Source organism: Streptomyces sp. DG1A-41, assembly GCF_037055355.1.
Lineage (GTDB): Bacteria > Actinomycetota > Actinomycetes > Streptomycetales > Streptomycetaceae > Streptomyces.
Map to the genome: position 1 here is coordinate 6,271,179 of NZ_CP146350.1, position 23,738 is coordinate 6,294,916.

The 23,738-nt window shown below is 70.0% G+C and carries 22 protein-coding genes, 1 tRNA gene and 2 pseudogenes; 24 read left to right on the plus strand and 1 reads right to left on the minus strand.

The window, feature by feature from the left end; all coding sequences use genetic code 11:
- Nucleotide 1: 1 nt before the first annotated feature.
- The 10 genes and pseudogenes from V8690_RS29420 to V8690_RS29465 all read left to right on the plus strand — a co-directional run bounded on the left by V8690_RS29420 (nucleotide 2) and on the right by V8690_RS29465 (nucleotide 6,743).
- Nucleotides 2–1,375, plus strand: a complete 1,374-nt coding sequence (locus tag V8690_RS29420; protein ID WP_338783136.1) for an FtsK/SpoIIIE domain-containing protein — start codon at nucleotides 2–4, stop codon at nucleotides 1,373–1,375.
- 80 nt (nucleotides 1,376–1,455) lie between these two features.
- Entirely contained in the window at nucleotides 1,456–2,112 is a 657-nt protein-coding gene (locus V8690_RS29425) for a DUF2637 domain-containing protein (RefSeq protein WP_338783137.1), read from the plus strand.
- Nucleotides 2,113–2,130: 18 nt separating this feature from the next.
- On the plus strand, nucleotides 2,131–2,322 hold the full coding sequence (locus V8690_RS29430; RefSeq protein ID WP_338783138.1) for a hypothetical protein: 192 nt from the start codon (nucleotides 2,131–2,133) through the stop codon (nucleotides 2,320–2,322).
- Nucleotides 2,322–2,513, plus strand: coding sequence for a mobile element transfer protein (locus V8690_RS29435; RefSeq protein ID WP_338783139.1), 192 nt, complete (start codon nucleotides 2,322–2,324; stop codon nucleotides 2,511–2,513). The genes V8690_RS29430 and V8690_RS29435 overlap by 1 nt, the downstream gene beginning before the upstream one ends.
- Before the next feature lie 9 nt (nucleotides 2,514–2,522).
- Nucleotides 2,523–2,717: a hypothetical protein gene (locus V8690_RS29440; RefSeq protein WP_338783141.1), complete on the plus strand. Its 195-nt coding sequence runs from the start codon at nucleotides 2,523–2,525 to the stop codon at nucleotides 2,715–2,717.
- 26 nt (nucleotides 2,718–2,743) lie between these two features.
- Nucleotides 2,744–3,001, plus strand: coding sequence for a SpdD protein (locus tag V8690_RS29445; RefSeq protein WP_338783142.1), 258 nt, complete (start codon nucleotides 2,744–2,746; stop codon nucleotides 2,999–3,001).
- 129 nt (nucleotides 3,002–3,130) lie between these two features.
- Nucleotides 3,131–4,450, plus strand: coding sequence for a replication initiator (locus V8690_RS29450; protein ID WP_338783144.1), 1,320 nt, complete (start codon nucleotides 3,131–3,133; stop codon nucleotides 4,448–4,450).
- Entirely contained in the window at nucleotides 4,426–4,620 is a 195-nt protein-coding gene (locus tag V8690_RS29455) for a helix-turn-helix domain-containing protein (RefSeq protein WP_338783145.1), read from the plus strand. Before V8690_RS29450 ends, V8690_RS29455 begins: the two co-directional genes overlap by 25 nt.
- A pseudogene (locus V8690_RS29460) lies at nucleotides 4,617–5,999 on the plus strand (tyrosine-type recombinase/integrase). Before V8690_RS29455 ends, V8690_RS29460 begins: the two are co-directional and overlap by 4 nt.
- Nucleotides 6,000–6,266: 267 nt before the next feature.
- Nucleotides 6,267–6,743 carry a hypothetical protein gene (locus tag V8690_RS29465; protein ID WP_338783146.1) on the plus strand — a complete coding sequence of 159 codons (477 nt, stop codon included), beginning with the start codon at nucleotides 6,267–6,269 and terminating at the stop codon, nucleotides 6,741–6,743.
- Nucleotides 6,744–6,993: 250 nt separating this feature from the next.
- On the opposite strand, the gene V8690_RS29470 is transcribed toward V8690_RS29465, so the two are convergent.
- Nucleotides 6,994–7,065, minus strand: a tRNA-Arg gene (locus tag V8690_RS29470).
- A 162-nt stretch (nucleotides 7,066–7,227) separates the two neighbouring features.
- On the opposite strand from V8690_RS29470, the gene V8690_RS29475 reads away from it, so the two are divergent.
- The 14 genes and pseudogenes from V8690_RS29475 (at nucleotide 7,228) to V8690_RS29540 (ending at nucleotide 23,683) form a co-directional block, all read left to right on the plus strand.
- Nucleotides 7,228–7,704: a response regulator gene (locus tag V8690_RS29475; RefSeq protein WP_338783148.1), complete on the plus strand. Its 477-nt coding sequence runs from the start codon at nucleotides 7,228–7,230 to the stop codon at nucleotides 7,702–7,704.
- A gap of 125 nt (nucleotides 7,705–7,829) precedes the next feature.
- Nucleotides 7,830–8,911, plus strand: a pseudogene (locus V8690_RS29480) (DALR anticodon-binding domain-containing protein).
- A 13-nt stretch (nucleotides 8,912–8,924) separates the two neighbouring features.
- A complete protein-coding gene (gene lysA / locus V8690_RS29485; protein WP_338783149.1) occupies nucleotides 8,925–10,316 on the plus strand; it encodes a diaminopimelate decarboxylase in 1,392 nt (463 codons plus the stop codon).
- Nucleotides 10,317–10,484: 168 nt separating this feature from the next.
- Nucleotides 10,485–11,777 carry a homoserine dehydrogenase gene (locus tag V8690_RS29490; protein WP_338783150.1) on the plus strand — a complete coding sequence of 431 codons (1,293 nt, stop codon included), beginning with the start codon at nucleotides 10,485–10,487 and terminating at the stop codon, nucleotides 11,775–11,777.
- Between the two features lie 6 nt (nucleotides 11,778–11,783).
- Nucleotides 11,784–12,842, plus strand: a complete 1,059-nt coding sequence (thrC, locus tag V8690_RS29495) for a threonine synthase (RefSeq protein ID WP_338783151.1) — start codon at nucleotides 11,784–11,786, stop codon at nucleotides 12,840–12,842.
- A 294-nt stretch (nucleotides 12,843–13,136) separates the two neighbouring features.
- A complete protein-coding gene (gene thrB, locus V8690_RS29500) occupies nucleotides 13,137–14,066 on the plus strand; it encodes a homoserine kinase (protein ID WP_338783152.1) in 930 nt (309 codons plus the stop codon).
- Between the two features lie 402 nt (nucleotides 14,067–14,468).
- Nucleotides 14,469–16,487: a transcription termination factor Rho gene (gene rho / locus V8690_RS29505; protein WP_338783153.1), complete on the plus strand. Its 2,019-nt coding sequence runs from the start codon at nucleotides 14,469–14,471 to the stop codon at nucleotides 16,485–16,487.
- Nucleotides 16,488–16,610: 123 nt separating this feature from the next.
- Nucleotides 16,611–18,410 carry a trypsin-like serine protease gene (locus V8690_RS29510; RefSeq protein WP_338785501.1) on the plus strand — a complete coding sequence of 600 codons (1,800 nt, stop codon included), beginning with the start codon at nucleotides 16,611–16,613 and terminating at the stop codon, nucleotides 18,408–18,410.
- 209 nt (nucleotides 18,411–18,619) lie between these two features.
- Nucleotides 18,620–19,744, plus strand: coding sequence for an LCP family protein (locus V8690_RS29515; protein ID WP_338783155.1), 1,125 nt, complete (start codon nucleotides 18,620–18,622; stop codon nucleotides 19,742–19,744).
- 211 nt (nucleotides 19,745–19,955) lie between these two features.
- Nucleotides 19,956–20,177, plus strand: a complete 222-nt coding sequence (rpmE, locus tag V8690_RS29520; RefSeq protein ID WP_010040182.1) for a 50S ribosomal protein L31 — start codon at nucleotides 19,956–19,958, stop codon at nucleotides 20,175–20,177.
- A gap of 105 nt (nucleotides 20,178–20,282) precedes the next feature.
- Nucleotides 20,283–21,359, plus strand: a complete 1,077-nt coding sequence (gene prfA / locus V8690_RS29525; RefSeq protein WP_338783157.1) for a peptide chain release factor 1 — start codon at nucleotides 20,283–20,285, stop codon at nucleotides 21,357–21,359.
- 89 nt (nucleotides 21,360–21,448) lie between these two features.
- The gene (gene prmC / locus V8690_RS29530; RefSeq protein WP_338783158.1) at nucleotides 21,449–22,288 is read left to right on the plus strand and encodes a peptide chain release factor N(5)-glutamine methyltransferase; all 840 of its coding nucleotides are present in this window, start codon (nucleotides 21,449–21,451) and stop codon (nucleotides 22,286–22,288) included.
- A 70-nt stretch (nucleotides 22,289–22,358) separates the two neighbouring features.
- A complete protein-coding gene (locus V8690_RS29535) occupies nucleotides 22,359–23,006 on the plus strand; it encodes an L-threonylcarbamoyladenylate synthase (protein ID WP_338783159.1) in 648 nt (215 codons plus the stop codon).
- Nucleotides 23,003–23,683 carry a protein-tyrosine-phosphatase gene (locus tag V8690_RS29540; RefSeq protein ID WP_338783160.1) on the plus strand — a complete coding sequence of 227 codons (681 nt, stop codon included), beginning with the start codon at nucleotides 23,003–23,005 and terminating at the stop codon, nucleotides 23,681–23,683. The genes V8690_RS29535 and V8690_RS29540 overlap by 4 nt, the downstream gene beginning before the upstream one ends.
- Nucleotides 23,684–23,738 lie beyond the last annotated feature (55 nt).

Consider the following 23,738-nt stretch of genomic DNA (forward strand, 5'->3'; position numbering starts at 1 on the left):
CGTGACCGACCTGGTGACGTGGGCCGAGCTGGGCGGGTCGCTCGCTGCGATAGGGGGCGCGGCCTACGCCCGGCATGCCCATCCGGCGGCGTACTGGTCCACGGTCGGGCTGCCCGTCTCTGTGGCCCGGCTGCTGGCCTCCTACACCTCCACCATGGACGCGTGCGGCCTGACGGTCGAGCCGCCCCGGTGGCGGGCCCTGGCCGTCAAGGCCACGACTCGCCGTGAGGTCCGGCCGGTGCCTCCTCGCCGGGGCATGATCCGGCCCACCTCGACCGGTCTGCGGATTCGGCTGCGGCTGGCTCCGGGTCAGGAACCGGCGGACGTGGCGGCCTCGGCCGAACGGCTGCGGCATGCCTGGGGTGTTCACGCCGTCTATGTGCGGGACGTCAAGCCCGGCGTCGTGGAACTGCGGCTCGTCGGCTTCGACGTCCTGCGGAAGGTGCGGATGCCTCGCCGGACCGAAGCTGGTCCGCTCCGCGTGCCGGTGGCTCTGCGTGAGGACGCAACCGCCTTCGTAAGGGACTACCGGGCCGTACCTCACGAACTCGTGCTCGGCGCCACGCTGTCCGGCAAGTCCATGTTCCTGCGGAACCTGCTTGCCGGGCTGGCCGCTCAGCCGGTGGTCCTGGTCGGGATCGACTGCAAGCGCGGTGTGGAGCTGGCGCCGTTCGCTCCTCGGCTCTCCGCGCTGGCGACCGATCCGGAGCAGGCGGCCGAGCTGCTGCCCGTGCTCGTCAAGGAAATGGAGGACCGGTACGACCTGATCAAAGCGCGGCAGGGCATCGCGCCCGGCACCCCGGATGAGCTGATCACCTCGGACGTCTGGGGCCTGCCGGAGGACGAACGCCCGGCTCCCATCGTGCTGTTCGTCGATGAAGTGGCCGAACTCTTCCTCGTCGCCACGAGGAAGGAGGAAGAGCGACGGGACGAGATGGTCACCCAGCTCATCCGGCTCGCCCAGCTCGGCCGTGCGGCCGGCATCTATCTGGAGGTGTGCGGGCAGCGCTTCGGGGCCGAGTTGGGCAAGGGGGCGACCATGCTTCGGGCTCAGCTCACCGGCCGGGTCTGCCATCGGGTGAACGACGAAGCGTCCGCGAAGATGGCGCTCGGTGACATCGCCCCTGAGGCTGTCCTGGCCGCCTGCGCCATCGCCGCCGAGTTGCCCGGCCTCGCCGTCGTCGGCGACACGTCCGGCGGCTGGTCCCGCATCCGCACCCCTCACCTGTCCCTCGCCGACGCTGCGGCCACCTGCCGCGAGACGGCGCACCTCGCCCCGGACGTTCCGGCGCTCGCGCCGTTCCGGCCTCACGTTCCACCCGTGCCGGTGAAGGAGTCCGGTCCCCTGGCCACTCCTCAGCCGATCACCGAGTAACCGACTCGCTCCCACGGTCGGCGTGGCCGTCCCGCGCCAAGTCCCTACCCCACCCATGCCCGAAACTGGAAGGAGTGGCCGTGCGCGCCCTGCCCGTCCGTGTGGACGCCGTGCTCGTTCAAGCGGTGATCGCCGCCGCACTGTCCTTCGCTCACCTGCATGACCTGGCACTCGCCGCCGGACAGGACGGCTGGAAGGCCTGGGCCTATCCGGTCTCTGTCGACCTGCTGTTGGTCGCGGCCTGGCGGCGTCTGCGCTCCGGTGAGTCGAAGACGGCCGGGTGGTGCTGGTTCGTCGTCGCGCTGACCGCGTCCCTCGGCGCCAACGTCGCCACCGCCGGTCTGCTCGACCTGGAGAACGTACCGGCCTGGCTCCGCATCCTCGTCGCCGGCTGGCCTGCGGTCGCCTTCCTCGGCGGCACGCTGCTCGCTCACGGAGCAGCGCATCCCAGCGCGGACCCGGCGACGGCACCGGAACCGCCTTCGACGGCACAGGCGCCGGGACGGACCGCCGCAGACATCGAGCCGCCCGCGGCTGCGCCTGAACTGCCGTCCGCCGCACCGAAGTCGGCGCCGCCGCCTGCATCCCCGGTACCACCCGCGCTTGTCACCCTCGCCCGCAAGGTCGCCGACGAACACCGCGCCAGGACCGGGACCGACATCGACACCTCGACCCTTCGCGCCCGGCTCGGTGTGCCCATGCCGCTCGCCGAAGCCATCACCACCCAACTCACCTGACCCGGAGGAATCTCCCCCTTGCGCCCGTCCACGCTCCGCGCGCTCAAGCGCGCCGCCGAGCTGACCCGACAGAACCGACTCACCGAAGCCGTGCTGATCGCCGAACCGGTGATCCTCGCCGCCGACAGCTACGAGGGCGACGAGATCTTGCGCTGGCTGGCCGACCACGTCACCGACTTCACCGGCGAGACCGACAAGGAGACGCCCTGATGTCCGCCCACCGCCGTTTCCGCCGCGTCGTCCGCATCGGCCCCGTCCAGGTCGGCACCTACTACGACAGCCGGGGCCGCGAGAAGCACACCGCTGCCTGCACGGCTCCGCGGTGCGGCTTCTCCACCGACTACGACAGCCGCGCCGCCGCCGAGCTGGCCGCGCGCACCCACCGCTGCCGCGTCCGCTGAGGAGCTCCTGTGACTGTCTCGCTGCCGCTCGTCTTCGTCCTGGGCGTCATCGCCTGGGCCGCGATCAAGTTCCTCGGCATCCGCCTCTGGGTCGCCGTCGTGATCGCGCTCTTCGGCTTCTGGCTCTCGCGCACCATCCTCGCCCCGGCCATCGAGTCCGGCACCCGCTCCGGGGTCGACGTCGTCAACGGCACCCACGAATGACACCCCGACCGACAAGGAGTCCCGCGATGTTCCGCCCCAAACTGCCCGACACCCCGCACGTCCCGAGCATCACCACTCACATCCCGCAGGATCACGCCCCGGCTCCCTCCGCCGGCCGCTCCGTCGCCCCGTTCCTCGGGGTCGGCGCCGGTGCGGTGGCCGCCGTGGTCGTCGTCGGCGTCGTCCTCACCGCGCTCCTGGCGGCGGTCGCCGTCTCGGCCGTGTCCGTGGCCATCGCCGCCGTGGTCCTGCGCTCCCTCGTCACCGGCGCCAACAGGCGCTGACCGGCCGCCGGGGCGGCAAACGCCGCCAGCATCCCGCCGCCCCGGGGCCGTCCTTCCCAACCACCGAAACAGCCGAAAGGAAGACCCATCATCACCCGGCAGACTCCGCCCCCGCTGGTGGAACTCTCCATGCTGGCCTCCCTCGGCACCATGCCCGAGCTGGCCCGCCAACTTTCCGGCCTGGGCGGTTGCACGAACCCTGTGCGCCTCGACGGCCACCGCACCGAGTACGCCGTCGACTCGACAACCGGAGAGATCGGGCGCGTCCTCCACCACCTCGACTCGTCCTCCCTGCCCGCCGGAAGCCTCCTCGTCCGCTGCAACAACCGTCGCGCCACCCGCTGTGCGGCCTGCGCGGAGGTCTACCGCCGAGACACCTTCCACCTGATCACCGCCGGACTCCGTGGCGGCAAGGGCACCGCCGAACAGGTCGGCACACACCCACGCGTCTTCGCCACCCTCACCGCACCGAGCTTCGGCCCCGTCCACAACCGCCCCTCCGGCGGGCGGCCCTGCCGCTGCGGTATCCGGCACGACGACATAGACCCGGACCTCGGTACGCCCCTCGATCCGGACACGTACGACTACGAGGCGGCCGTGCTCTGGAATGCCCACGCCGGAGCCCTCTGGCGGCGCTTCTCGATCTACCTGCGCCGTGAGATCGCCAAGCGCGCCGGACTCACCCAACGCGCGTTTCGGCATCACGCACGCGTGTCCTTCGCCAAGGTCGCCGAGTACCAGAAGCGGGGCGCCGTCCACTTCCACGCGGTCATCCGCCTCGACGGCCCGGAGGGCGGCGACACGGCCCCTCCCGCCTGGGCCTCCGTCGAGCTGCTGACCGACGCCATCCAGGCCGCCGTTACCGCCACCTGCGTCAACGGACCGGACATCGACGGCCGCGCCCACACCTTTACCTTCGGCCGTCAACTCGACGTGCGCACCATCCGCTCCGCCGACTTCGACGGCGGCCAGGAGGTGACTGAGCGGGCCGTAGCGGCGTACATCGCCAAGTACGCCACCAAAGGCGCCGAGACGGCAACCGGCACCCTGGACCGGCCGATCCGCTTCCTCGCCGAGCTGGCACAGGCTCGGATCACCGACCACGCCCGGCGCATGATCCGCACTGCTTGGACCCTCGGCGCCCGCAAGGATCTCGAACACCTCCGCTTGCGCGCCTGGGCCCACATGCTCGGCTTCCGCGGCCACTTCTCCACCAAGTCCCGCCGCTACTCCACCACCCTCGGCGCCCTCCGCGACGCCCGCGCCGAATGGCGCCGCGCACAAACCGCCACAGCCGCTCCCCAGGACGGAGAAACCACGCTCGTCCTCGCGCACTGGGTCTTTGCCGGCACTGGCTTGTCCGACGCCGAAGCCTGGCTTGCCGCATCCCTTGAACCCGCCCCCGGAACGGAAGGAGAACCGACATGGACCGCCGACGGGACGAACTGATGACTGTCCCGCAGATCCTCGCCGAGCTCGGCGGAGTGTCCCGCCGAACCTTCTACCGCTGGCGGGAGCTGGGGCAGGCACCGGAAGCGATCAAGCTTCCGAATGGTGAGCTCCGCGTGTGGCGCAGTGACTTCAACGCGTGGCTCCACGGGCTCGCGGAGACGGCGTGAAGTCGCATGACGTGAGGGTGTGGGGCATCCGCAAGCGGCCGTACAAGACGCCGTCGTATGACGTGCGCTGGAAAGTCGGCGATGCCCCGCCGTTCTCGGAGACCTTCCGGACCAAGGCACTCGCCGACAACTTCCGCGCCAAGCTTCTTCGGGCTGCGTAGAAGGGCGAGGCATTCGACACGGAAGCCGGTCTGCCGGACTCGATGACACCCGTCAAAGCGTCCCGTACCTGGTACGACTTCGCACGGGCGTACGTCGCCATGAAGTGGCCGCACGCAGCTCCGAACTCCCGCGACAGCCTGAACGAGACGATGACGCTCGTCACAACTCAGCTGTTAGGCGATCGCCCGGGGCGGCCAGCTGACGACGTCTTGCGCCGTGCGCTGCGGGGCTGGGCTTTCGTCGTCCAAGGCTCGGACGAGGAAGCTCCGCAGGTCGACATCGCGAACGCTCTTCGCTGGGTGGCCAAGGCCTCGCTGCCGTTGGCGACGCTCAAGAATCCGGCAGACATCCGCCGCGTCCTCGACTCACTCAAGCTCACGCTTTCCGGCGCTCCGGCCGCCGCCGAGACAGTACGGCGCAAGCGGGCGGTCCTCTTCAACGCCCTGGCCTACGCGGTCGAACTGGGGGAGCTCCCGGAGAACCCGGTCACGCTCGTGAAGTGGAAGCCCCCGAAGGTGACCAAGGAAGTCGACCGCCGGGTCGTGGTGAACCCGCGGCAGGCACGTGAGCTCCTGGCCGCCGTCTCATACGTCGGCGGTTACCGCAGGGCCCGGGGGCGGCGCATGGTCGCGCTCTTCGCCTGCATGTACTTCGCTGGGCTTCGGCCGGCGGAAGCTGTGGCGCTGCGTCGTCCGGACTGCACGCTGCCGGAGACCGGGTGGGGTTCGCTGATCCTGGAGAAGACCCGGCCGACCGTTGGGAAGCGCTGGACCGGGACCGGGGAGGTTCACGACAACCGCGGCCTCAAGAATCGCCCTGCGAACGAAACGCGCATCGTCCCGATCCCGCCCCGTCTCGTCCGAATGCTCCTCGCCCACATCGAGGAGTTCGGCACCGCCAAGGACGGGCGGCTGTTCGCCAACGAACGCGGGGGAGTGGTCGCCTCCACTACGTACTGGCGCGTCTGGGACGAGGCCCGACACCTGGCGCTCACGCCGGAACAGGTGGCCTCGCCGCTGGCCGCTCGGCCGTACGACCTGAGGCACGCCGCGCTCTCCTCCTGGCTCAACGCCGGCGTCGACCCCACCGAGGTCGCGGAGCGCGCGGGCAACAGCGTCGAAGTGCTGCTGAGCCGGTACGCGAAGTGCCTCGACGGCCGTCAGGATGTCGCCAATCGCCGGATCGCCGCGTTGTTGGACGATGCCGTCCCTGAATGACGTGACGGCCGTGTCCGAGCCCAACCTACTCACGTGAGTAGGTTGGGCTTCTTTGGATGCTGAGGCGAAGGAAGGCGTGGCAGATGATTGCCTGTGGCAACTCGAAGCAGTTCGCAGCGAGTATCTGAACTAGGCCTGCCACCTGGCCCGGAGTCCCTGAGTACGGCACTGTGTCCCCGACTGATCGAGTCAGGCTAGGGGGAATTAGCGTTGTGGGAGCAGTTGCCAGCTTTGCTGGGTGTCGTAGTTGGAGCCGCGAGTTCCTACGTGGCGACGAACTTCACGGAGCGGAGCCGGTGGCGACGAGGCAGAGCCGAGCGGTGGGATGAAAAGAGGCTGGACGCGTATGCGTCCTACGCCAACACCCTGAAGCAGCAGCTGAGCGTTGCACAGCGCATGGGTGCGGCAAGAGGGTTTCCGCATGCAGTGGACCCGCTGGATCCCGAACAGGGCATGGCGCAGCTTGCCGAGAATGAAGTACGGCGTGCAGCCGAGTGGGAATCTGTGCTGCTGATCGGCGACGCAGAAACAATCGGGGCGGCACGTAAGTGGCACGAAGCGGTTTGGAACGTTGAGCTGTACGCGCGCGGTCTGAAGGATGATCCTGCGGGATGGACAAGGGCCGTGCAGCAGGTGAGCCGAGCGCGTGACGCCTTCTATGTCCTTGCGCGACGTGATCTTGATATATCAGGGCCGCCTCCCCCTTCTGGTAACTGGCCGCGGGTCTGGCAGCAGGAGGACTAGCTCGACGACAGGACCTGATCCCGATACCCCTTCGACACGCGGACCTGCGGCATGATGGCCCCTGGACTACGGTCCGGGGGCCTCGGCGTTTTCCGGCCCTGACCTGCGGGTTCCTGGCCTGCGGCCAGTCCACGGATAGTCCACGACACCCGACATACAGCCGCTCCGAGCGGCACACGCCTGCGTATACGCGAAGACCCCGTCCCAGCGAAAGCGCTGATGGCGGGGTCTTTGGGCACCTCAAACAAGGTGCCCCCGGCAGGATTCGAACCTGCGCACACGGCTCCGGAGGCCGTTGCTCTATCCCCTGAGCTACGGGGGCGTGTCGGTCGCGTTGCTCGCGGCGACGGATAGAACACTACCAGCTCCCCCGGAGTGGTCATGAACGGGTTTCCCCTGTCGAGGGCGGGGTTGCGGGTCCCCGGTCGGGGTGGAAGTGGGGAAAACCCGGACGCGGTGGCCGGGGCCGACCTACTCTCGAGTTGTGCCAGGCGTGTCGGGCCGGGTGCTTGTTGTGGACGACAACAAGGTCATCCGGCAGTTGATCAGGGTCAACCTCGAGCTGGAGGGGCTGGAGGTCGTGACCGCGGCCGATGGTGCCGAGTGTCTTGATGTCGTTCATCAGGTGCGGCCCGATGTCGTGACCCTCGACGTCGTCATGCCCCGGCTGGACGGGATCCGGACCGCCGCTCGGCTGCGAGCCGATCCGCGAACCCGTGACGTGCCGCTCGCCATCATCAGTGCCTGCACCCCGTACGAGGTCGAGGCCGGGCTCGAAGTGGGTGTCGACGCCTTTCTCGCCAAACCGTTCGAGCCGGCTGAACTCGTCGGGATGGTCCGGCAGTTGGTCGAGCGGGAGCGGAGCGGGGGGAGGCAAGGGGGCGCTGGTGGCAGTGCGCAGGCCTACGGGTCCGTCCTAGGTGCGGGGGAGGCCGAGCGGGCCGGGAGCGCCGGCGGTTGATCCATCGGCTGCGCAGGGATGGCCGTCCATGGCTGCGTACGGCTCCGCTGCATCCGCGTCCACATCCCGGACCTCCTCGAAACCGGTTCGCATATCCACCCCCCTCCTCCCATACGCTTGTCCTCGTGACCCCCGTCGAGCTCTCCCGCACCGTGCTGCACGCCGTGCGCCGCGCTGTCGACGAGGGTGAACTCAGCGTGACCGTGCCGGAGCGGGCGGTGGTCACTCCGCCGGGGCCGGGTGGCTGTGGCGACTACGCCACCAACATCGCCCTCCAACTGGCCGGTGCGGCGGGGCAGCCGCCGCAGCGCGTGGCCGAGATCCTGAGATCGCGGCTCGCCGGTGAGAACTCCATCGCCGATGTCGTCGTCACCGGGCCCGGATTCCTCAACTTCAGCCTGGAACGCAACGCCTCCGCACTCCTCGTCGAGGAGGTCCTGCGGCGTGGGTGGCGGTACGGCCACGCCGAGGGGTTCAGTGGGACCATCGTGCGGCTCCGGTGCCCGGCAGAGGTTCGTGCCGTCGTCGTGACGGACGCCCTGGCCCGCGTGCTGCGCAGCCAGGGTGACGTCGTCCGCATCGAGCTCGACGGTCGGCCCGCGCCGGAGTGGGAGACCGTCCTCGGAGTCGACGGCAGTCGCCCCGGGAGTCATTCCGGCAGCCACCCCCGAAGCCCCTCCGCCGGCCCCGCGCCCTCCCCGACCTGGACGTCACCGTCCGCCCAGCCCCCGCCCCCGCCGACCCCCTTCCCCTCGGTCGCGACGCCGCCCGCTGGGCTCTGCTCTGTCCGGCCGCCCACGACCGGCCCCGGATCCCCGGCGACCATCTGGTCCAGCGGGAGACCAATCCTCTCTTCCGCGTCCGGTACGCCCACGCCCGCACCCGGGCGCTCCTGCGCAACGCCGCCGACCTGGGCTTCCACCCCGAGCCCGGCCCAGTGAGCGACGCGGAAGCCCTGCTCGCCGCACTCGGCGACCACCCCCGCATCCTCACCGCCGTCGCCGCCGACCGCGGCCCCGACCGCCTGGCCCGGCACCTCGTCGCCGTCGCCGACGCCACGCTGCCCCTGCTCCCCGCCGTGCTGCCCCTCGGTGACGAGAAACCCTCGGCCGCCCACCGTGCCCGGCTCGCTCTCGCCGAAGCCGCCGGGGCGGTGCTGGCCGGCGGCCTGTCCCTGCTCGGCATCGACGCACCCGACCACCTCTGAAAGAGCACGCAGAATGAGCCGTTCCGCACACCCCGCCGGGCCCCGTCACGCCGACGTCCTCCCCGAGGGCCACTACTCCGCCCCGCCCGCCGACCTCAATGTCCTGGACCCCAAGATCTGGGCGCAGACCGTGACGCGTGACGAGCACGGTGTCGCCACCGTCGGCGGGATCTCCGTCACGCGGCTCGCCGAGGAGTTCGGCACCCCGGCCTACATCCTCGACGAGGCCGACTTCCGGGCACGCGCGCGTGCGTGGCGCACCGCGTTCGGGACCGGCGCCGACGTCTACTACGCCGGCAAGGCGTTCCTCTCCCGTGCCGTCGTGCGCTGGCTGCACGAGGAAGGGCTGAACGTCGACGTCTGCTCCGGCGGCGAGCTGGCCACCGCCCTCTCCGCCGGCATGCCCGCCGACCGCATCGCCTTCCACGGCAACAACAAGTCCGTCGACGAGATCACCAGGGCCGTCGAGGCCGGTGTGGGGCACATCGTGCTCGACTCCTTCCAGGAGATCGCCCGCGTAGCCCACATCGCGCAGAGCGTCGGCAAGCGGCAGAAGGTCCTGATCCGGATCACCGTCGGCGTCGAGGCCCACACCCACGAGTTCATCGCCACCGCCCACGAGGACCAGAAGTTCGGCATCCCGCTGGCCGGCGGACACGCCGCCGAGGCCGTACGCCGTGCCCTCCAGCTCGACGGGCTCGAACTCGTCGGCATCCACAGCCACATCGGTTCGCAGATCTTCGACATGTCCGGGTTCGAGGTCGCCGCCCACCGGGTCGTCTCGCTGCTCAAGGACGTCCGCGACGAGCACGGCGTCGAGCTGCCCGAGATCGACCTCGGCGGCGGGCTCGGGATCGCGTACACGAGCGACGACGACCCGCGCGAGCCGCACGAGATCGCCAAGGCGCTCAGCGAGATCGTCAGCCGTGAGTGCGAGGCCGCCAGGCTCCGCACGCCGCGCATCTCCGTCGAGCCGGGGCGAGCCATCGTCGGCCCGACCGCCTTCACGCTCTACGAGGTCGGCACCATCAAGCCCCTCGACGGGCTGCGGACGTACGTCTCCGTCGACGGCGGCATGTCGGACAACATCCGTACCGCGCTGTACGACGCCGAGTACAGTGTCGCGCTGGTCTCCCGCACCTCCGACGCCGAGCCGATGCTCGCCCGGGTCGTCGGCAAGCACTGCGAGAGCGGGGACATCGTGGTCAAGGACGCGTTCCTGCCGGCCGACCTGGCGCCGGGTGACCTCATCGCCGTACCGGCCACGGGCGCCTACTGCCGGTCCATGGCCAGCAACTACAACCACGTGCTGCGGCCGCCCGTCGTGAGCGTGCGGGGCGGCGAGGCCCGGGTGATCGTCCGCCGTGAGACGGAGGAGGACCTGCTGCGTCTCGACGTCGGCTGAGCGAGAACGTCGAGACCGAGAAGCCGAAGGCCACGGGGCGGAAGATCTCCTGTCTGCCGCCTCCGAGAAGATGAAATAGACGTCTCACGATCCGGACCGGGGGCAGAAACTCCCGTCCGGTGAGTGAGACTGGTTCCACCGTCGAAGGTCATGAGGAAACGAGGTCGGATGATGCGTACGCGTCCGCTGAAGGTGGCGCTGCTGGGCTGTGGAGTGGTCGGCTCAGAGGTGGCGCGCATCATGACGACGCACGCCGACGACCTCACGGCCCGGATCGGGGCGCCCGTGGAGCTGGCGGGCGTGGCCGTGCGGCGGCCCGACCGGGTCAGGGAAGGCATCGACCAGTCCCTCATCAGCACCGACGCCACCGCCCTGGTCAAACGCGGCGACATTGATGTCGTCGTCGAGGTGATCGGCGGGATCGAACCCGCGCGGACCCTCATCACCACCGCCTTCGAGCACGGCGCCTCCGTCGTCTCAGCCGACAAGGCGCTGCTCGCCCAGGACGGGGCGGCCCTGCACGCCGCCGCCGAGGAGCACGACAAGGACCTCTACTACGAGGCCGCCGTCGCCGGTGCCATCCCGCTGATCCGGCCGCTGCGCGAGTCCCTCGCCGGCGACAAGATCAACCGGGTGATGGGCATCGTCAACGGCACGACCAACTTCATCCTCGACAAGATGGACTCGACCGGGGCCGGCTACCAGGAGGCCCTCGACGAGGCCACCGCCCTGGGATACGCCGAGGCCGACCCGACCGCCGACGTCGAGGGCTTCGACGCCGCCGCCAAGGCCGCCATCCTCGCCGCTATCGCCTTCCACACGCGCGTGCGCCTCGACGACGTCTACCGCGAGGGCATGACCGAGGTCACCGCCGCCGACTTCGCCTCCGCGAAGGAGATGGGCTGCACCATCAAGCTGCTCGCCATCTGCGAGCGGGCCGAGGACGGGGCGTCCGTCACCGCGCGCGTGCATCCCGCGATGATCCCGCTGAGCCACCCGCTGGCCTCCGTGCGCGGCGCCTACAACGCCGTGTTCGTCGAGTCCGACGCCGCCGGGCAGCTCATGTTCTACGGCCCCGGAGCGGGCGGTTCCCCGACGGCCTCCGCCGTGCTCGGCGACCTCGTCGCCGTCTGCCGCAACCGGCTCAACGGCGCGACCGGACCGGGCGAGTCCGCCTACGCCGCCCTCACCGTGTCCCCGATGGGCGACGTCGTCACGCGCTACCACATCAGCCTGGACGTGGCCGACAAACCGGGTGTTCTCGCCCAGGTCGCGACCGTCTTCGCCGAGCACGGAGTCTCGATCGATACGGTTCGCCAGCAGGGGAAGGACGGCGAGGCCTCCCTCGTCGTCGTCACCCACCGTGCGTCCGACGCCGCCCTCACCGGGACCGTCGAGGCGTTGCGCAAGCTCGACACCGTGCGTGGTGTCGCCAGCATCATGCGGGTTGAAGGAGAGTAACCAGCAATGACCCACCAGTGGCGCGGAATCATCGAGGAGTACCGGGACCGCCTGCCGGTATCCGACACCACGCCGGTCGTGACGCTCCGCGAGGGCGGCACGCCGCTCGTGCCCGCGCAGGTGCTCTCCGAGCGCACGGGCTGCGAGGTCCACCTCAAGGTGGAGGGCGCGAATCCGACCGGGTCCTTCAAGGACCGCGGTATGACCATGGCCATCACCAGGGCCAAGGAGGAGGGCGCGAAGGCCGTCATCTGCGCCTCCACCGGCAACACGTCGGCCTCGGCCGCCGCGTACGCCGTGCGGGCCGGGATGGTCTGTGCCGTGCTCGTGCCGCAGGGCAAGATCGCGCTCGGGAAGATGGGCCAGGCCCTCGTGCACGGCGCGAAGATCCTCCAGGTCGACGGCAACTTCGACGACTGCCTCACGCTCGCGCGCGGCCTGAGCGACAACTACCCCGTCGCTCTGGTCAATTCGGTCAATCCGGTGCGTATCGAGGGCCAGAAGACGGCCGCGTTCGAGATCGTGGACATGCTCGGCGACGCGCCCGACATCCACGTTCTGCCGGTGGGCAACGCGGGCAACATCACGGCCTATTGGAAGGGCTACAAGGAGTACGCCGCCGACGGCGTCGCCTCCCGGACGCCCCGGATGTGGGGTTTCCAGGCCTCCGGCAGCGCCCCGATCGTGCGCGGTGAGATCGTCAAGGACCCGTCGACCATCGCCACCGCCATCCGCATCGGCAACCCGGCCTCGTGGCAGTACGCGCTCGCCGCGCGGGAGGAGTCGGGCGGCTTCATCGACGAGGTGACGGACCGTGAGATCCTGCGTGCCTACCGGCTGTTGGCCTCGCAGGAGGGCGTCTTCGTCGAGCCCGCGTCCGCCGCGTCCGTCGCCGGTCTGCTGAAGGCCGCCGAGCAGGGCAAGGTCGACCCGGGGCAGCGGATCGTGTGCACCGTCACGGGCAACGGGCTGAAGGACCCCGACTGGGCCGTCGCCGGAGCCCCGCAGCCGGTCACCGTGCCCGTCGACTCGGCGGCCGCGGCGGAGCGCCTCGGACTGGCCTGACGTGCGCCGACGTGCCGAGCGCCGGTGTAACGCTCGACACGGTCCGGCGTAAGACGGCGCTTGGCCGGGGAGGTTCCCTACGGGGGGTGCACAGGGGGCTTACGACACGCATCGTGCGCCTCCTGTGCGCCCTATGTCGCCACAGAACCTTCCTTCGATAGGCTGTACTGAACCCGCCCGCCGCATATGCCGCGGAGCCGCGCCGTCTCCGCGGCCCCCAGGGTTCTCGTACACCATCGAATGTCCATCCCACGTCATTCGACCATCACGCAGCTCAAGGAGAGTCATCGAGCGATGGCCGGTCCAGCGTTCCGCGCCGCCGCCGTCCGGGTGCGCGTCCCCGCCACCAGCGCCAACCTCGGCCCGGGCTTCGACGCCCTCGGCCTCGCGCTGGGGTTGTACGACGACGTGGTCGTCCGGGTGGCCGACTCCGGGCTGCACATCGACATCGCGGGTGAGGGCAGCGAGACACTCCCGCGCGACGAGCAGCACCTTCTCGTACGTTCCCTGCGCACCGCCTTCGATCTGCTGGGTGGACAGCCGCGCGGCCTGGAAATCGTCTGCGCCAACCGCATTCCGCACGGTCGGGGCCTGGGCTCCTCCTCGGCCGCCATCTGCGCCGGCATCGTCGCCGCCCGGGCCGTGACCATAGGCGCCGAGGCCAAGCTCGACGACACCGCGCTGCTGGAGCTCGCCACCGAGATCGAAGGCCACCCCGACAACGTCGCCGCGTGTCTGCTGGGCGGCTTCACGCTGTCCTGGATGGAGGGCGGCGCGGCCCGGGCGATCAGGATGGAGCCCGCCGATTCCATCGTTCCGGTGGTTTTCGTGCCCGGAAAGCCGGTACTCACCGAAACCGCGCGCGGCCTGCTCCCGCGCTCCGTGCCGCACGTCGACGCCGCCACCAACGCGGGCCGGGCCGCCCTGCTCGTCGAGGCCATGACCCGGCGCCCCGAGCTGCTGCTGCCCGCCACCGAGGACCGCCTGCACCAGGAGTACCGCGCCCCGGCCATGCCCGAGAGCGCGGCGCTGGTGGAGCGGCTGCGGGCCGAGGGCGTCCCCGCGGTGATCTCCGGCGCCGGCCCCACGGTCATGGCGCTGGCCGACGCGGGCACCGCCGACAAGGTCGAGGCCCTGGCGGGCGCGGACTGGGCCGCGAACCGGCTGAGCCTCGATCCGCAGGGCGCGATCGTGCTGCCGCTCGCGACCTCCACGGACATTTAGAAGCGCACGGTTGCCGGATTTCGAGAGGGGGAATGTTTGTTGGATCCGGTAGTGTTAACCTCAAGTCTGCACCCGACCCCACCATGGCGAGGTGCCTCGTGTCCCCGTCCGGGACAGACATTCTTCCGGGAGCCCCCCAAACCGCACTGTGTTCCGTACGTCGGACCGTACGCCGTACACGGACACTGAGCGGGGCGCAGGGCATGCTCCGGAACCGGTGCGACCACGCCGCGTGACACTGACATTGGGTGCCACGGCATACGGAAGCGCCATCACCAGATTCCTCCGCCGCTGAGGCGGACCACCGCCCCGGCACGGTTCACACCACACGGACCGAAGCCGGACAGCACAACCGGTCGCCGAGCCAGACAGGCCGACGTCCGCTCCAGGGAAGGACCCTTCGTGAGCGACACCACCGATCTGATGGGCGCACGTGTCGAGGAGACCGCTGCCGCGCCCGCCACGGACGCCTCCGCGCCTGCCACCGGTGCCGGCTCCCGGCGGCGCCGCGGTACCGGCCTCGAGGGCATGGTGCTGGCCGAGCTGCAACAGGTCGCATCCGGCCTCGGTATCAGGGGCACCGCGCGTATGCGCAAGAGCCAGCTGATCGAGGTCATCAAGGAGGCGCAGGCGTCCGGCGGCGCCGCCCCGGCCGCGAAGGCCGAGGCCCCCGCCGAGACCAAGCCGAAGCGCCGCGCCACCTCCAGGACCCGTACGGGGGACAACGCCGACAAGGCGGAGAAGAAGGCGGACGCGAAGCAGGCCTCCGAGGCCCCCGCAGAGAAGGCCGACAAGGCCGAGAACGCCGTGGCCCAGCAGCAGATCGAAATCCCCGGCCAGCCTGCCAGCGATGACGCGCCCTCCGAGCGCCGCCGTCGCCGGGCCACCGCCGACGCCGGCTCGCCGGCCGCCGCCGCTCCCGAGACGATCGCCGCCGAGGCGAAGAACGAGTCCAGGGGCGAGTCGCAGCCGCAGCAGCAGTCCCAGAACGACGCCAAGTCCGACGCGGGTGAGGGCGGCGAGGGCCGTCGTCGCGACCGCCGTGACCGTGGCCGGGACCGCGACCGCCGTGGCAACAAGGGCGACGACCAGCAGGGCGGCCAGCGCGGCCAGCAGAACCAGCAGAGCGGCGGCGGCCGTCAGGACCGTGACCGTCAGCGGGCCGATGAGGACGGGGACGACTTCGAGGGTGGCCGCCGTGGCCGTCGCGGGCGTTACCGCGACCGCCGTGGCCGTCGCGGCCGCGACGACATCGCCTCCGAGCCGCAGATCGCCGAGGACGACGTCCTGATCCCTGTCGCGGGCATCCTGGACATCCTCGACAACTACGCCTTCATCCGCACGAGCGGCTACCTGCCCGGCCCGAACGACGTGTACGTCTCCCTCGCCCAGGTCCGCAAGAACGGCCTGCGCAAGGGCGACCACATCACCGGTGCCGTCCGTCAGCCGAAGGAAGGCGAGCGCCGCGAGAAGTTCAACGCGCTGGTGCGCCTGGACTCCGTCAACGGCATGGCGCCCGAACACGGCCGCGGCCGCCCGGAGTTCAACAAGCTCACGCCGCTGTACCCGCAGGACCGGCTCCGTCTGGAGACCGACCCGGGCGTGCTGACCACCCGCATCATCGACCTCGTGTCGCCGATCGGCAAGGGCCAGCGCGGTCTGATCGTGGCCCCGCCGAAGACCGGCAAGACCATGATCATGCAGGCGATCGCCAACGCGATCACGCACAACAACCCCGAGTGCCACCTGATGGTCGTCCTCGTCGACGAGCGTCCGGAAGAGGTCACCGACATGCAGCGGTCGGTCAAGGGCGAGGTCATCTCCTCGACCTTCGACCGCCCGGCCGAGGACCACACCACGGTCGCCGAGCTCGCCATCGAGCGCGCCAAGCGCCTGGTGGAGCTGGGCCACGACGTCGTCGTCCTGCTGGACTCCATCACGCGCCTGGGCCGTGCGTACAACCTCGCCGCCCCGGCCTCCGGCCGCATCCTGTCCGGTGGTGTCGACTCGACGGCGCTGTACCCGCCGAAGCGCTTCTTCGGTGCCGCGCGGAACATCGAGGACGGCGGCTCGCTGACCATCCTCGCCACCGCCCTGGTGGACACCGGGTCCCGCATGGACGAGGTGATCTTCGAGGAGTTCAAGGGCACGGGCAACGCCGAGCTCAAGCTCGACCGGAAGCTCGCCGACAAGCGCATCTTCCCGGCGGTGGACGTGGACGCGTCCGGTACCCGTAAGGAAGAGATCCTGCTCGCCAACGACGAGCTCGCCATCGTCTGGAAGCTGCGCCGGGTGCTGCATGCCCTCGACCAGCAGCAGGCGGTCGAGCTGCTCCTCGACAAGATGAAGCAGACGAAGTCGAACGCCGAGTTCCTGATGCAGATCCAGAAGACCACTCCGACGCCGGGCAACGGCGACTGAGGTAAGCACTGGGCAAAGGGCCGCTCCCGTGAACGGGGCGGCCCTTTGTGGTGCTCGTATGCAGGTAGGATCACGCTCTCTTCGAACATGTGATCCCGAGGGGGGACATACGTGGGTACATCCATGCCTGGGGGCGGTCGGCACAGACGCCGGATACGTCTCGCACTGCCCGTCGCCGCGGCCGGTGTGGCCGCCGCCGTGGCCGCCGCGCTGCTGACGACGTCCGCAGGCGCGGCCACCGCACTGCCGCGGCCGACGATCAAGCCCGCCACCAGCTCGCCGTCGCTCGCCGAGCTGGAGAAGCGCGTCGCGGGCGCCATGGCCGGTGACGACGTCGCCGGGAAGACGACCAAGTCGTCGCTCAGCACGAGCAGGAACACCAGCGGCTCCGCCATCGACCCGAAGATCATCGGTGGCAGCGAGACCACCATCACCTCGGCCCCGTGGATGGCGCAGCTCCACTACTACGACGACCGGGGCACCTCGACCACCAGCGACGACATCGGCTTCTTCTGCGGTGGCGCCGTCGTCGCGCCGACGAAGATCCTCACCGCCGCGCACTGCGTCAAGGGCTACGACTGGCGCGCCAACGGCGCCATCGTCACCGGCACCTCCCAGCTGCCCTCGGCCGACGGCACCGACCTGCACGGCGGCACCGTCACCGGCGTCTGGCGGCAGTGGAACCACCCGTCGTACAACGCGACGACCATCGACAACGACATCGCGGTGCTCACCCTGCCCGTCCCGGTCAAGGCGACGCCGATCCGCATGACGACGTCCGGCGACACCACGTCGTACAAGGCCGGCACCAGCGCCAAGGTCTACGGCTGGGGCCGCACCAGCTCCACCAGCGACGACATCTCCGAGACGCTGAAGACGGCCACGCTGCCCGTCCAGTCCGACACCACCTGCGCCGGGGCGTACGGCAGCGACTTCGTCAGGGGCCACATGGTCTGCGCGGGCAACCCCGCCACCGGCAGCGACGCCGGCACCACCACCGTCTGCAACGGCGACTCCGGCGGCCCCCTGGTCGTCAACAACCGGATCGTCGGTGTCGTCTCCTGGGGCGTGAGGGACTGCGTCGCCAAGGGCGCCTACAGCGTCTTCAGCAAGGTCAGCACGTACGTGGGCGCCGCCTACCCGCGGCTCGACGACACCAACGTCAACGGCGACCACAGGGCCGACCTGTGGGTGCGCAACGCCTCCACCAAGACCGGCTACTCCAAGAACTCCAACGGCACGTCCTTCGCCGCCCGCGAGTCCTGGGGCAACTGGAACGGCGTCAACGTCGTCCTGCAGACCGACCTCGACCGCGACGGCTACCAGGACCTGGTCTACCGGGTCAGCTCCACCGGCGACGTCTACTGGACGCACTACGTGATCTCCAGCGGCACCTGGTCCACCCAGCAGATCGCCGACAACTGGGCGACCCGCACCCGCATCATCACCCCGGGTGACGTCACCGGCGACTACCTGCCCGACCTGCTCTCGGTCGACTCCGCGGGCGTGATGTGGATCTACCCGGGCAAGGGCAACGGCACCTTCGCGCCCCGAGTGAAGGTCGGCTCCGGCTGGAACCAGTACAACTCCGTGCGCGGCCACGGCGACTTCACCGGGGACGGCAAGACCGACCTGATCGCCCGCAGCAAGTCGGGCGGCTACGTGTACCTGTACAAGGGCACGGGCACGGTCGGCTCCGGCGCGTTCTCCAGCCGTGTCAAGGTGCGCACCTGGAGCGGCACGACGTACAACGCCTTCGACGCGACCGGCGACATCACCGGCGACGGCAAGGCCGACTTCCTGGCCCGCACCCCCGGCGGCACGCTCTACCTGTACCCGGGCACCGGCAAGGCGACCAGCGAGATCTTCGCCACAAGGAAGTCCGTCGGCACCGATTTCAAGCAGTACGACATCTTCGGCTGAAACCGCAGGTGAGCGAGGTACCCCTCGCTGTGACGAACACACACTGTGCCCACCGCCGCACGCGGTGGGCACAGTCCGTTGTGCAACCCTTTCCCGAGTTTCTCCGTCTGACCAGGCGGAGCGACGATGGTGCCAGGAGGAAGTCCCCGATCGTTCACGCCTGGTACTGGCCGCAGGGGGTAACCGACCGTAGACGAGCTGAGGAGCACATGTCTGCCGAGAGCACGCCGGGTCCGGGCATACCGGACGATACCGGGCCGCGCCACCGCGCCAAGGGCCGACGCCGCAGGCCCCGCAAGCACAAGGGTCTGATGGTGACGGCCTGGACCGCCGCGGGCATCGTGGTCCTGGGCGGCGCCGGGGCGGGGTACGTGTACTTCAAGCTCAACGGCAACCTCAAGAGCGTCAACATCGACCAGGCTCTCGGCGCGGACCGGCCCAAGAAGGCCGACAACGGCTCGGAGAACATCCTCGTCCTCGGCTCCGACACCCGCGCCGGCGGCAACAAGAAGCTCGGCGGCGGCACCGACGACGGCAGCGCCCGCTCGGACACGGCGATGATCGTGCACGTATACAAGGGCCACAAGAAGGCCAGCGTGGTCTCCATCCCGCGCGACACCCTCATCGACCGGCCCGCGTGTACGGACACCAAGGGCAACGAGTACCCCGCCGCGAACGGCGTGATGTTCAACTCCGCGTACTCCACCGGCGGAGCCGCCTGCGCCGTGAAGACAGTCGAGTCGATCACCGACCTGCGGATGGACCACTACCTGGAGGTCGACTTCGCCGGCTTCCAGAAGCTCATCGACGACCTCGGCGGCGTCGAGGTCACCACGACCAAGAGCATCGACGACCCCGACAGCCACCTGAAACTGAAGGCCGGCTCCCACAGACTCGACGGCGAACAGGCCCTCGGCCTGGTCCGCACGCGCCACGGCGTCGGCGACGGCTCCGACCTGGGCCGCATCCAGCTCCAGCAGGCCTTCATCAAGGCCCTGGTCCACCAGATCAAGGACGTCGGCGTCTTCACCAACCCGAAGAAGCTGCTCGACCTCGCCGAGACCGCGACCAAGACGGTGACGACCGACTCCGACCTCGGCTCGGTCAACAAGCTCGCGTCCTTCGCGAGCGGCCTCCAGGGCATCACCCCGTCCAACATGCACATGGTCACGATGCCGGTGGCCTACGACCCGGCCGACCCCAACCGCGTCCTCCTCCAGGAGAAGAAGGCCGACCAGATCTGGAAGGCCCTGGCGAACGACAAGCCGATCCCGAACAGCGCGACGAAGGGCACGGCGACAGGTGAAGCCAAGGGTGTCGTGAGCGGCTCTTGAGGACCGCGCCCCAAGGGGCGCGGAACTGTGTCGTTTCGCGGCTCCGCCGCGTGGGCGCGAACAACCCCCACCGGCCCGCGGGGAATAGATCACAGCAACCCCCGGTTTTGGGGGATGGCCCCGGTCCTGGCAGACTGGTACGTCGGCTCCGGTTCACGCTCCCGCACCCCGCGGCAGCGACCCGGCGCCCTCCCGAAACCTAGGAGACACCTTGAAGCGCGACATCCACCCCGCGTACGTCGAGACGCAGGTCAGCTGCACCTGCGGCGCGTCGTTCACCACCCGCAGCACCATCGAGTCCGGCGCGATCCGCGCCGATGTGTGCTCCGAGTGCCACCCGTTCTACACGGGCAAGCAGAAGATCCTCGACACCGGTGGCCGCGTGGCCCGCTTCGAGGCCCGCTTCGGCAAGGCCGCCGGCTCCAAGAAGTAGCGAGCCCCATTTCGCCGGTCCGCGGCGCGCCCCCTCACCGGGCGCTCCGGGACCGGCGTTTTTGGTCGCCCGCCCCTTCACCCCGCCAGTACACAGGAGCCCAAGATGTTCGAGGCCGTCGAGGAACTCGTCGCCGAGCACGCCGACCTGGAGAAGAAGCTCTCCGACCCGTCGGTCCACTCCGACCAGGCCAACGCGCGCAAGCTGAACAAGCGTTACGCCGAGCTCACCCCGATCGTCGCCACGTACCGCTCCTGGACGCAGACGGGCGACGACATCGAGACCGCGCGCGAGTTCGCCGCCGACGACCCCGACTTCGTGGCCGAGGTCAAGGAGCTGGAGAAGCGGCACGAGGAGCTGACCGAGAAGCTGCGCCTCCTCCTCGTCCCGCGCGACCCCAGCGACGACAAGGACGTCATCCTCGAAATCAAGGCGGGCGCGGGCGGCGACGAATCGGCCCTGTTCGCCGGCGACCTGTTGCGCATGTACCTGCGGTACGCCGAGCGCGTCGGCTGGAAGACCGAGATCATCGACGCCACCGAGTCCGAGCTGGGCGGCTACAAGGACGTCCAGGTGGCCGTGAAAACCAAGGGCGGCCAGGGCGCGACGGAGCCCGGGCAGGGCGTGTGGGCCCGCCTGAAGTACGAGGGCGGCGTGCACCGCGTGCAGCGCGTCCCCGCCACCGAGTCCCAGGGCCGTATCCACACCTCCGCCGCCGGTGTCCTCGTCACCCCCGAGGCCGAGGAGGTCGATGTCGAGATCAACCCGAACGACCTGCGCATCGACGTCTACCGCTCCTCCGGGCCGGGCGGGCAGTCCGTCAACACCACCGACTCCGCCGTGCGCATCACGCACGTCCCGACCGGAGTCGTCGCCTCCTGCCAGAACGAGAAGAGCCAGTTGCAGAACAAGGAGCAGGCACTGCGTATCCTGCGCTCCAGGCTGCTCGCCATGGCACAGGAGGAGGCGGAGAGGGAGGCCGCCGACGCCCGCCGCAGCCAGGTCCGCACCGTCGACCGCTCCGAGAAGATCCGTACGTACAACTTCCCGGAGAACCGCATCTCGGACCACCGCGTCGGCTACAAGGCGTACAACCTGGACCAGGTCCTGGACGGCGACCTCGACGCGGTGATCCAGGCCTGCGTCGACGCGGACTCGGCGGCGAAGCTCGCGGCCGCGTAGGACACACAGGAGTATCCACAGGAAGTACCGAGTACCGGAGGACTTGCGTGCAGCAGTCATTTGGGGGGCGACCCCCAAGCCCCCGCAGCGTGCTGCTCGCGGAGGTGGCCCAGGCCACCCAGCGGCTCGCCGACGCCGGCGTGCCCTCGCCGCGCACCGACGCGGAGGAGCTCGCCGCGTTCGTGCACGGCGTCAAGCGCGGCGAGCTGCACTCCGTCAAGGACTCCGACTTCGACGCCCGCTACTGGGAGGTCATCGCCCGCCGCGAGGCCCGCGAACCGCTCCAGCACATCACCGGGCGCGCCTATTTCCGGTACCTGGAACTCCAGGTCGGCCCCGGGGTGTTCGTGCCCCGGCCCGAGACGGAGTCCGTGGTCGGCTGGGCCATAGACGCCGTACGCGCCATGGACGTCGTCGAGCCGTGCATCGTCGACCTGTGCACCGGCTCCGGCGCCATCGCGCTCGCCCTCGCCCAAGAGGTGCCCCGCTCGCGCGTGTACGCCGTGGAGCTGTCCGAGGACGCCCTCAGGTGGACCCGCAAGAACGTGGAGGGGTCCAGGGTCGAGCTGCGCCAGGGAGACGCCCTGACGGCCTTCCCGGACCTCGACGGCCAGGTCGACCTGGTCATCTCCAACCCGCCGTACATCCCGCTCACCGAGTGGGAGTACGTCGCCCCCGAGGCGCGGGACTACGACCCCGGCCTGGCCCTGTTCTCCGGCGAGGACGGCCTCGACCTCATCCGCGGCCTGGAGCGCACCGCGCACCGGCTGCTGCGCCCCGGCGGCGTCGTGGTCGTGGAGCACGCCGACACCCAGGGCGGCCAGGTGCCGTGGATCTTCGCCGAGGACCGGGGCTGGACCGACGCCGCAGACCATCCGGATCTGAACAACCGCCCGCGTTTCGCCACGGCCCGCAAGGCGCTGCCGTGAGCACACCGGGCACACCGCAGTCTTCGCAAACTTCATCCCAGCAGCACGTGTACGAGGAGGCCAGCTAAAGATGGCACGGCGATACGACACCAACGACGCGACCGACCGTGTGACCGGTCTGCGTGAGGCAGCGTCCGCCGTCCGCCGTGGCGAGCTCGTGGTGCTGCCGACGGACACCGTGTACGGCATCGGCGCCGACGCGTTCTCCTCGGAGGCGGTCGCCGACCTGCTGGAGGCCAAGGGCCGGGGCCGCAACATGCCCACCCCCGTGCTCATCGGCTCCCCGAACACGCTGCACGGGCTCGTCACGGACTTCTCGGAGCTGGCCTGGGAGCTGGTCGACGCGTTCTGGCCGGGCGCGCTGACGCTCGTCGCCAAGCACCAGCCGTCCCTCCAGTGGGACCTGGGCGACACCCGTGGCACGGTCGCCGTGCGCATGCCGCTGCACCCCGTCGCCATCGAGCTGCTGACGGAGGTGGGTCCGATGGCCGTCTCCTCCGCCAACCTCACCGGCCACCCGGCGCCGGAGAACTGCGACGCCGCGCAGGAGATGCTCGGCGACTCCGTCTCCGTCTACCTCGACGGCGGCCCGACCCCCGGCAACGTCCCGTCGTCGATCGTCGACGTGACCCGTGAGGTGCCGCTGCTGCTGCGCGCCGGCGCGCTCTCCGCGGAAGAGCTGCGAAAGGTCGTACCCGACCTCGAGGTGGCGAATTGACGGCCCCTGGAGCGGGGCGTGGCATAGGCAACGGGGAAAGCGCGGCGGAGATCACGACGACCTTCGTGGGACTGCCGCGCGACAGCTTCCGCATCCTCCACGTCAGTACCGGCAACGTGTGCCGCTCGCCCATCACCGAGCGGCTGACCCGCCATTTCGTGCGGGAGCGGCTCGGGATCCTGGGCGGCGGGCTGATCGTGGAGAGCGCGGGCACCTGGGGTCACGAGGGCGCCCCCATGGAGGCCAACGCGGAGACCGTGCTGGCCGACTTCGGCGCGGACGCCTCCGGCTTCGTAGGCCGTGAGCTCCTCGACGAGCACGTGATCCGAGCCGACCTGGTACTGACCGCCACCCGGGACCACAGGGGGCAGGTCATCTCCATGGGGCACTCGGCGGGCCTGCGGACGTTCACGCTCAAGGAGTTCACCCGCCTGGTGAAGGCCATCGACCCGGCGACCCTGCCGCCCCTGGAGGAGGGCGTGGTCACCCGCGCGCGTGCGCTGGTGCGTGCCGCGGCGGCTCTACGCGGGTGGCTGCTGGCACCGAACGCCGAGGCGGACGAGGTGTACGACCCGTACGGGGCGCCCCTGACGTTCTTCCGGTCCGTCGGTGACGAGATACACCAGGCACTCGATCCGGTCGTCACGGCCCTGACGGGCGTCCCCGCAAAGACGTAACGACCGAGCGCCCCGGGGCCCCCGGGCCTACATTGGACGTACGTCACCGTCGACG

Bases quoted from the DNA above. Each gene is read 5' to 3' on its own strand.
- V8690_RS29435 (WP_338783139.1), top strand. From the start codon at position 2,322: ATGTCCGCCCACCGCCGTTTCCGCCGCGTCGTCCGCATCGGCCCCGTC.
- V8690_RS29445 (WP_338783142.1), top strand. From the start codon at position 2,744: ATGTTCCGCCCCAAACTGCCCGACACCCCGCACGTCCCGAGCATCACC.
- V8690_RS29450 (WP_338783144.1), top strand. From the start codon at position 3,131: ATGCTGGCCTCCCTCGGCACCATGCCCGAGCTGGCCCGCCAACTTTCC.
- V8690_RS29455 (WP_338783145.1), top strand. From the start codon at position 4,426: ATGGACCGCCGACGGGACGAACTGATGACTGTCCCGCAGATCCTCGCC.
- lysA (WP_338783149.1), top strand. From the start codon at position 8,925: ATGAGCCGTTCCGCACACCCCGCCGGGCCCCGTCACGCCGACGTCCTC.
- V8690_RS29490 (WP_338783150.1), top strand. From the start codon at position 10,485: ATGATGCGTACGCGTCCGCTGAAGGTGGCGCTGCTGGGCTGTGGAGTG.
- thrC (WP_338783151.1), top strand. From the start codon at position 11,784: ATGACCCACCAGTGGCGCGGAATCATCGAGGAGTACCGGGACCGCCTG.
- thrB (WP_338783152.1), top strand. From the start codon at position 13,137: ATGGCCGGTCCAGCGTTCCGCGCCGCCGCCGTCCGGGTGCGCGTCCCC.
- V8690_RS29510 (WP_338785501.1), top strand. From the start codon at position 16,611: ATGCCTGGGGGCGGTCGGCACAGACGCCGGATACGTCTCGCACTGCCC.
- V8690_RS29515 (WP_338783155.1), top strand. From the start codon at position 18,620: ATGTCTGCCGAGAGCACGCCGGGTCCGGGCATACCGGACGATACCGGG.
- prfA (WP_338783157.1), top strand. From the start codon at position 20,283: ATGTTCGAGGCCGTCGAGGAACTCGTCGCCGAGCACGCCGACCTGGAG.
- V8690_RS29535 (WP_338783159.1), top strand. From the start codon at position 22,359: ATGGCACGGCGATACGACACCAACGACGCGACCGACCGTGTGACCGGT.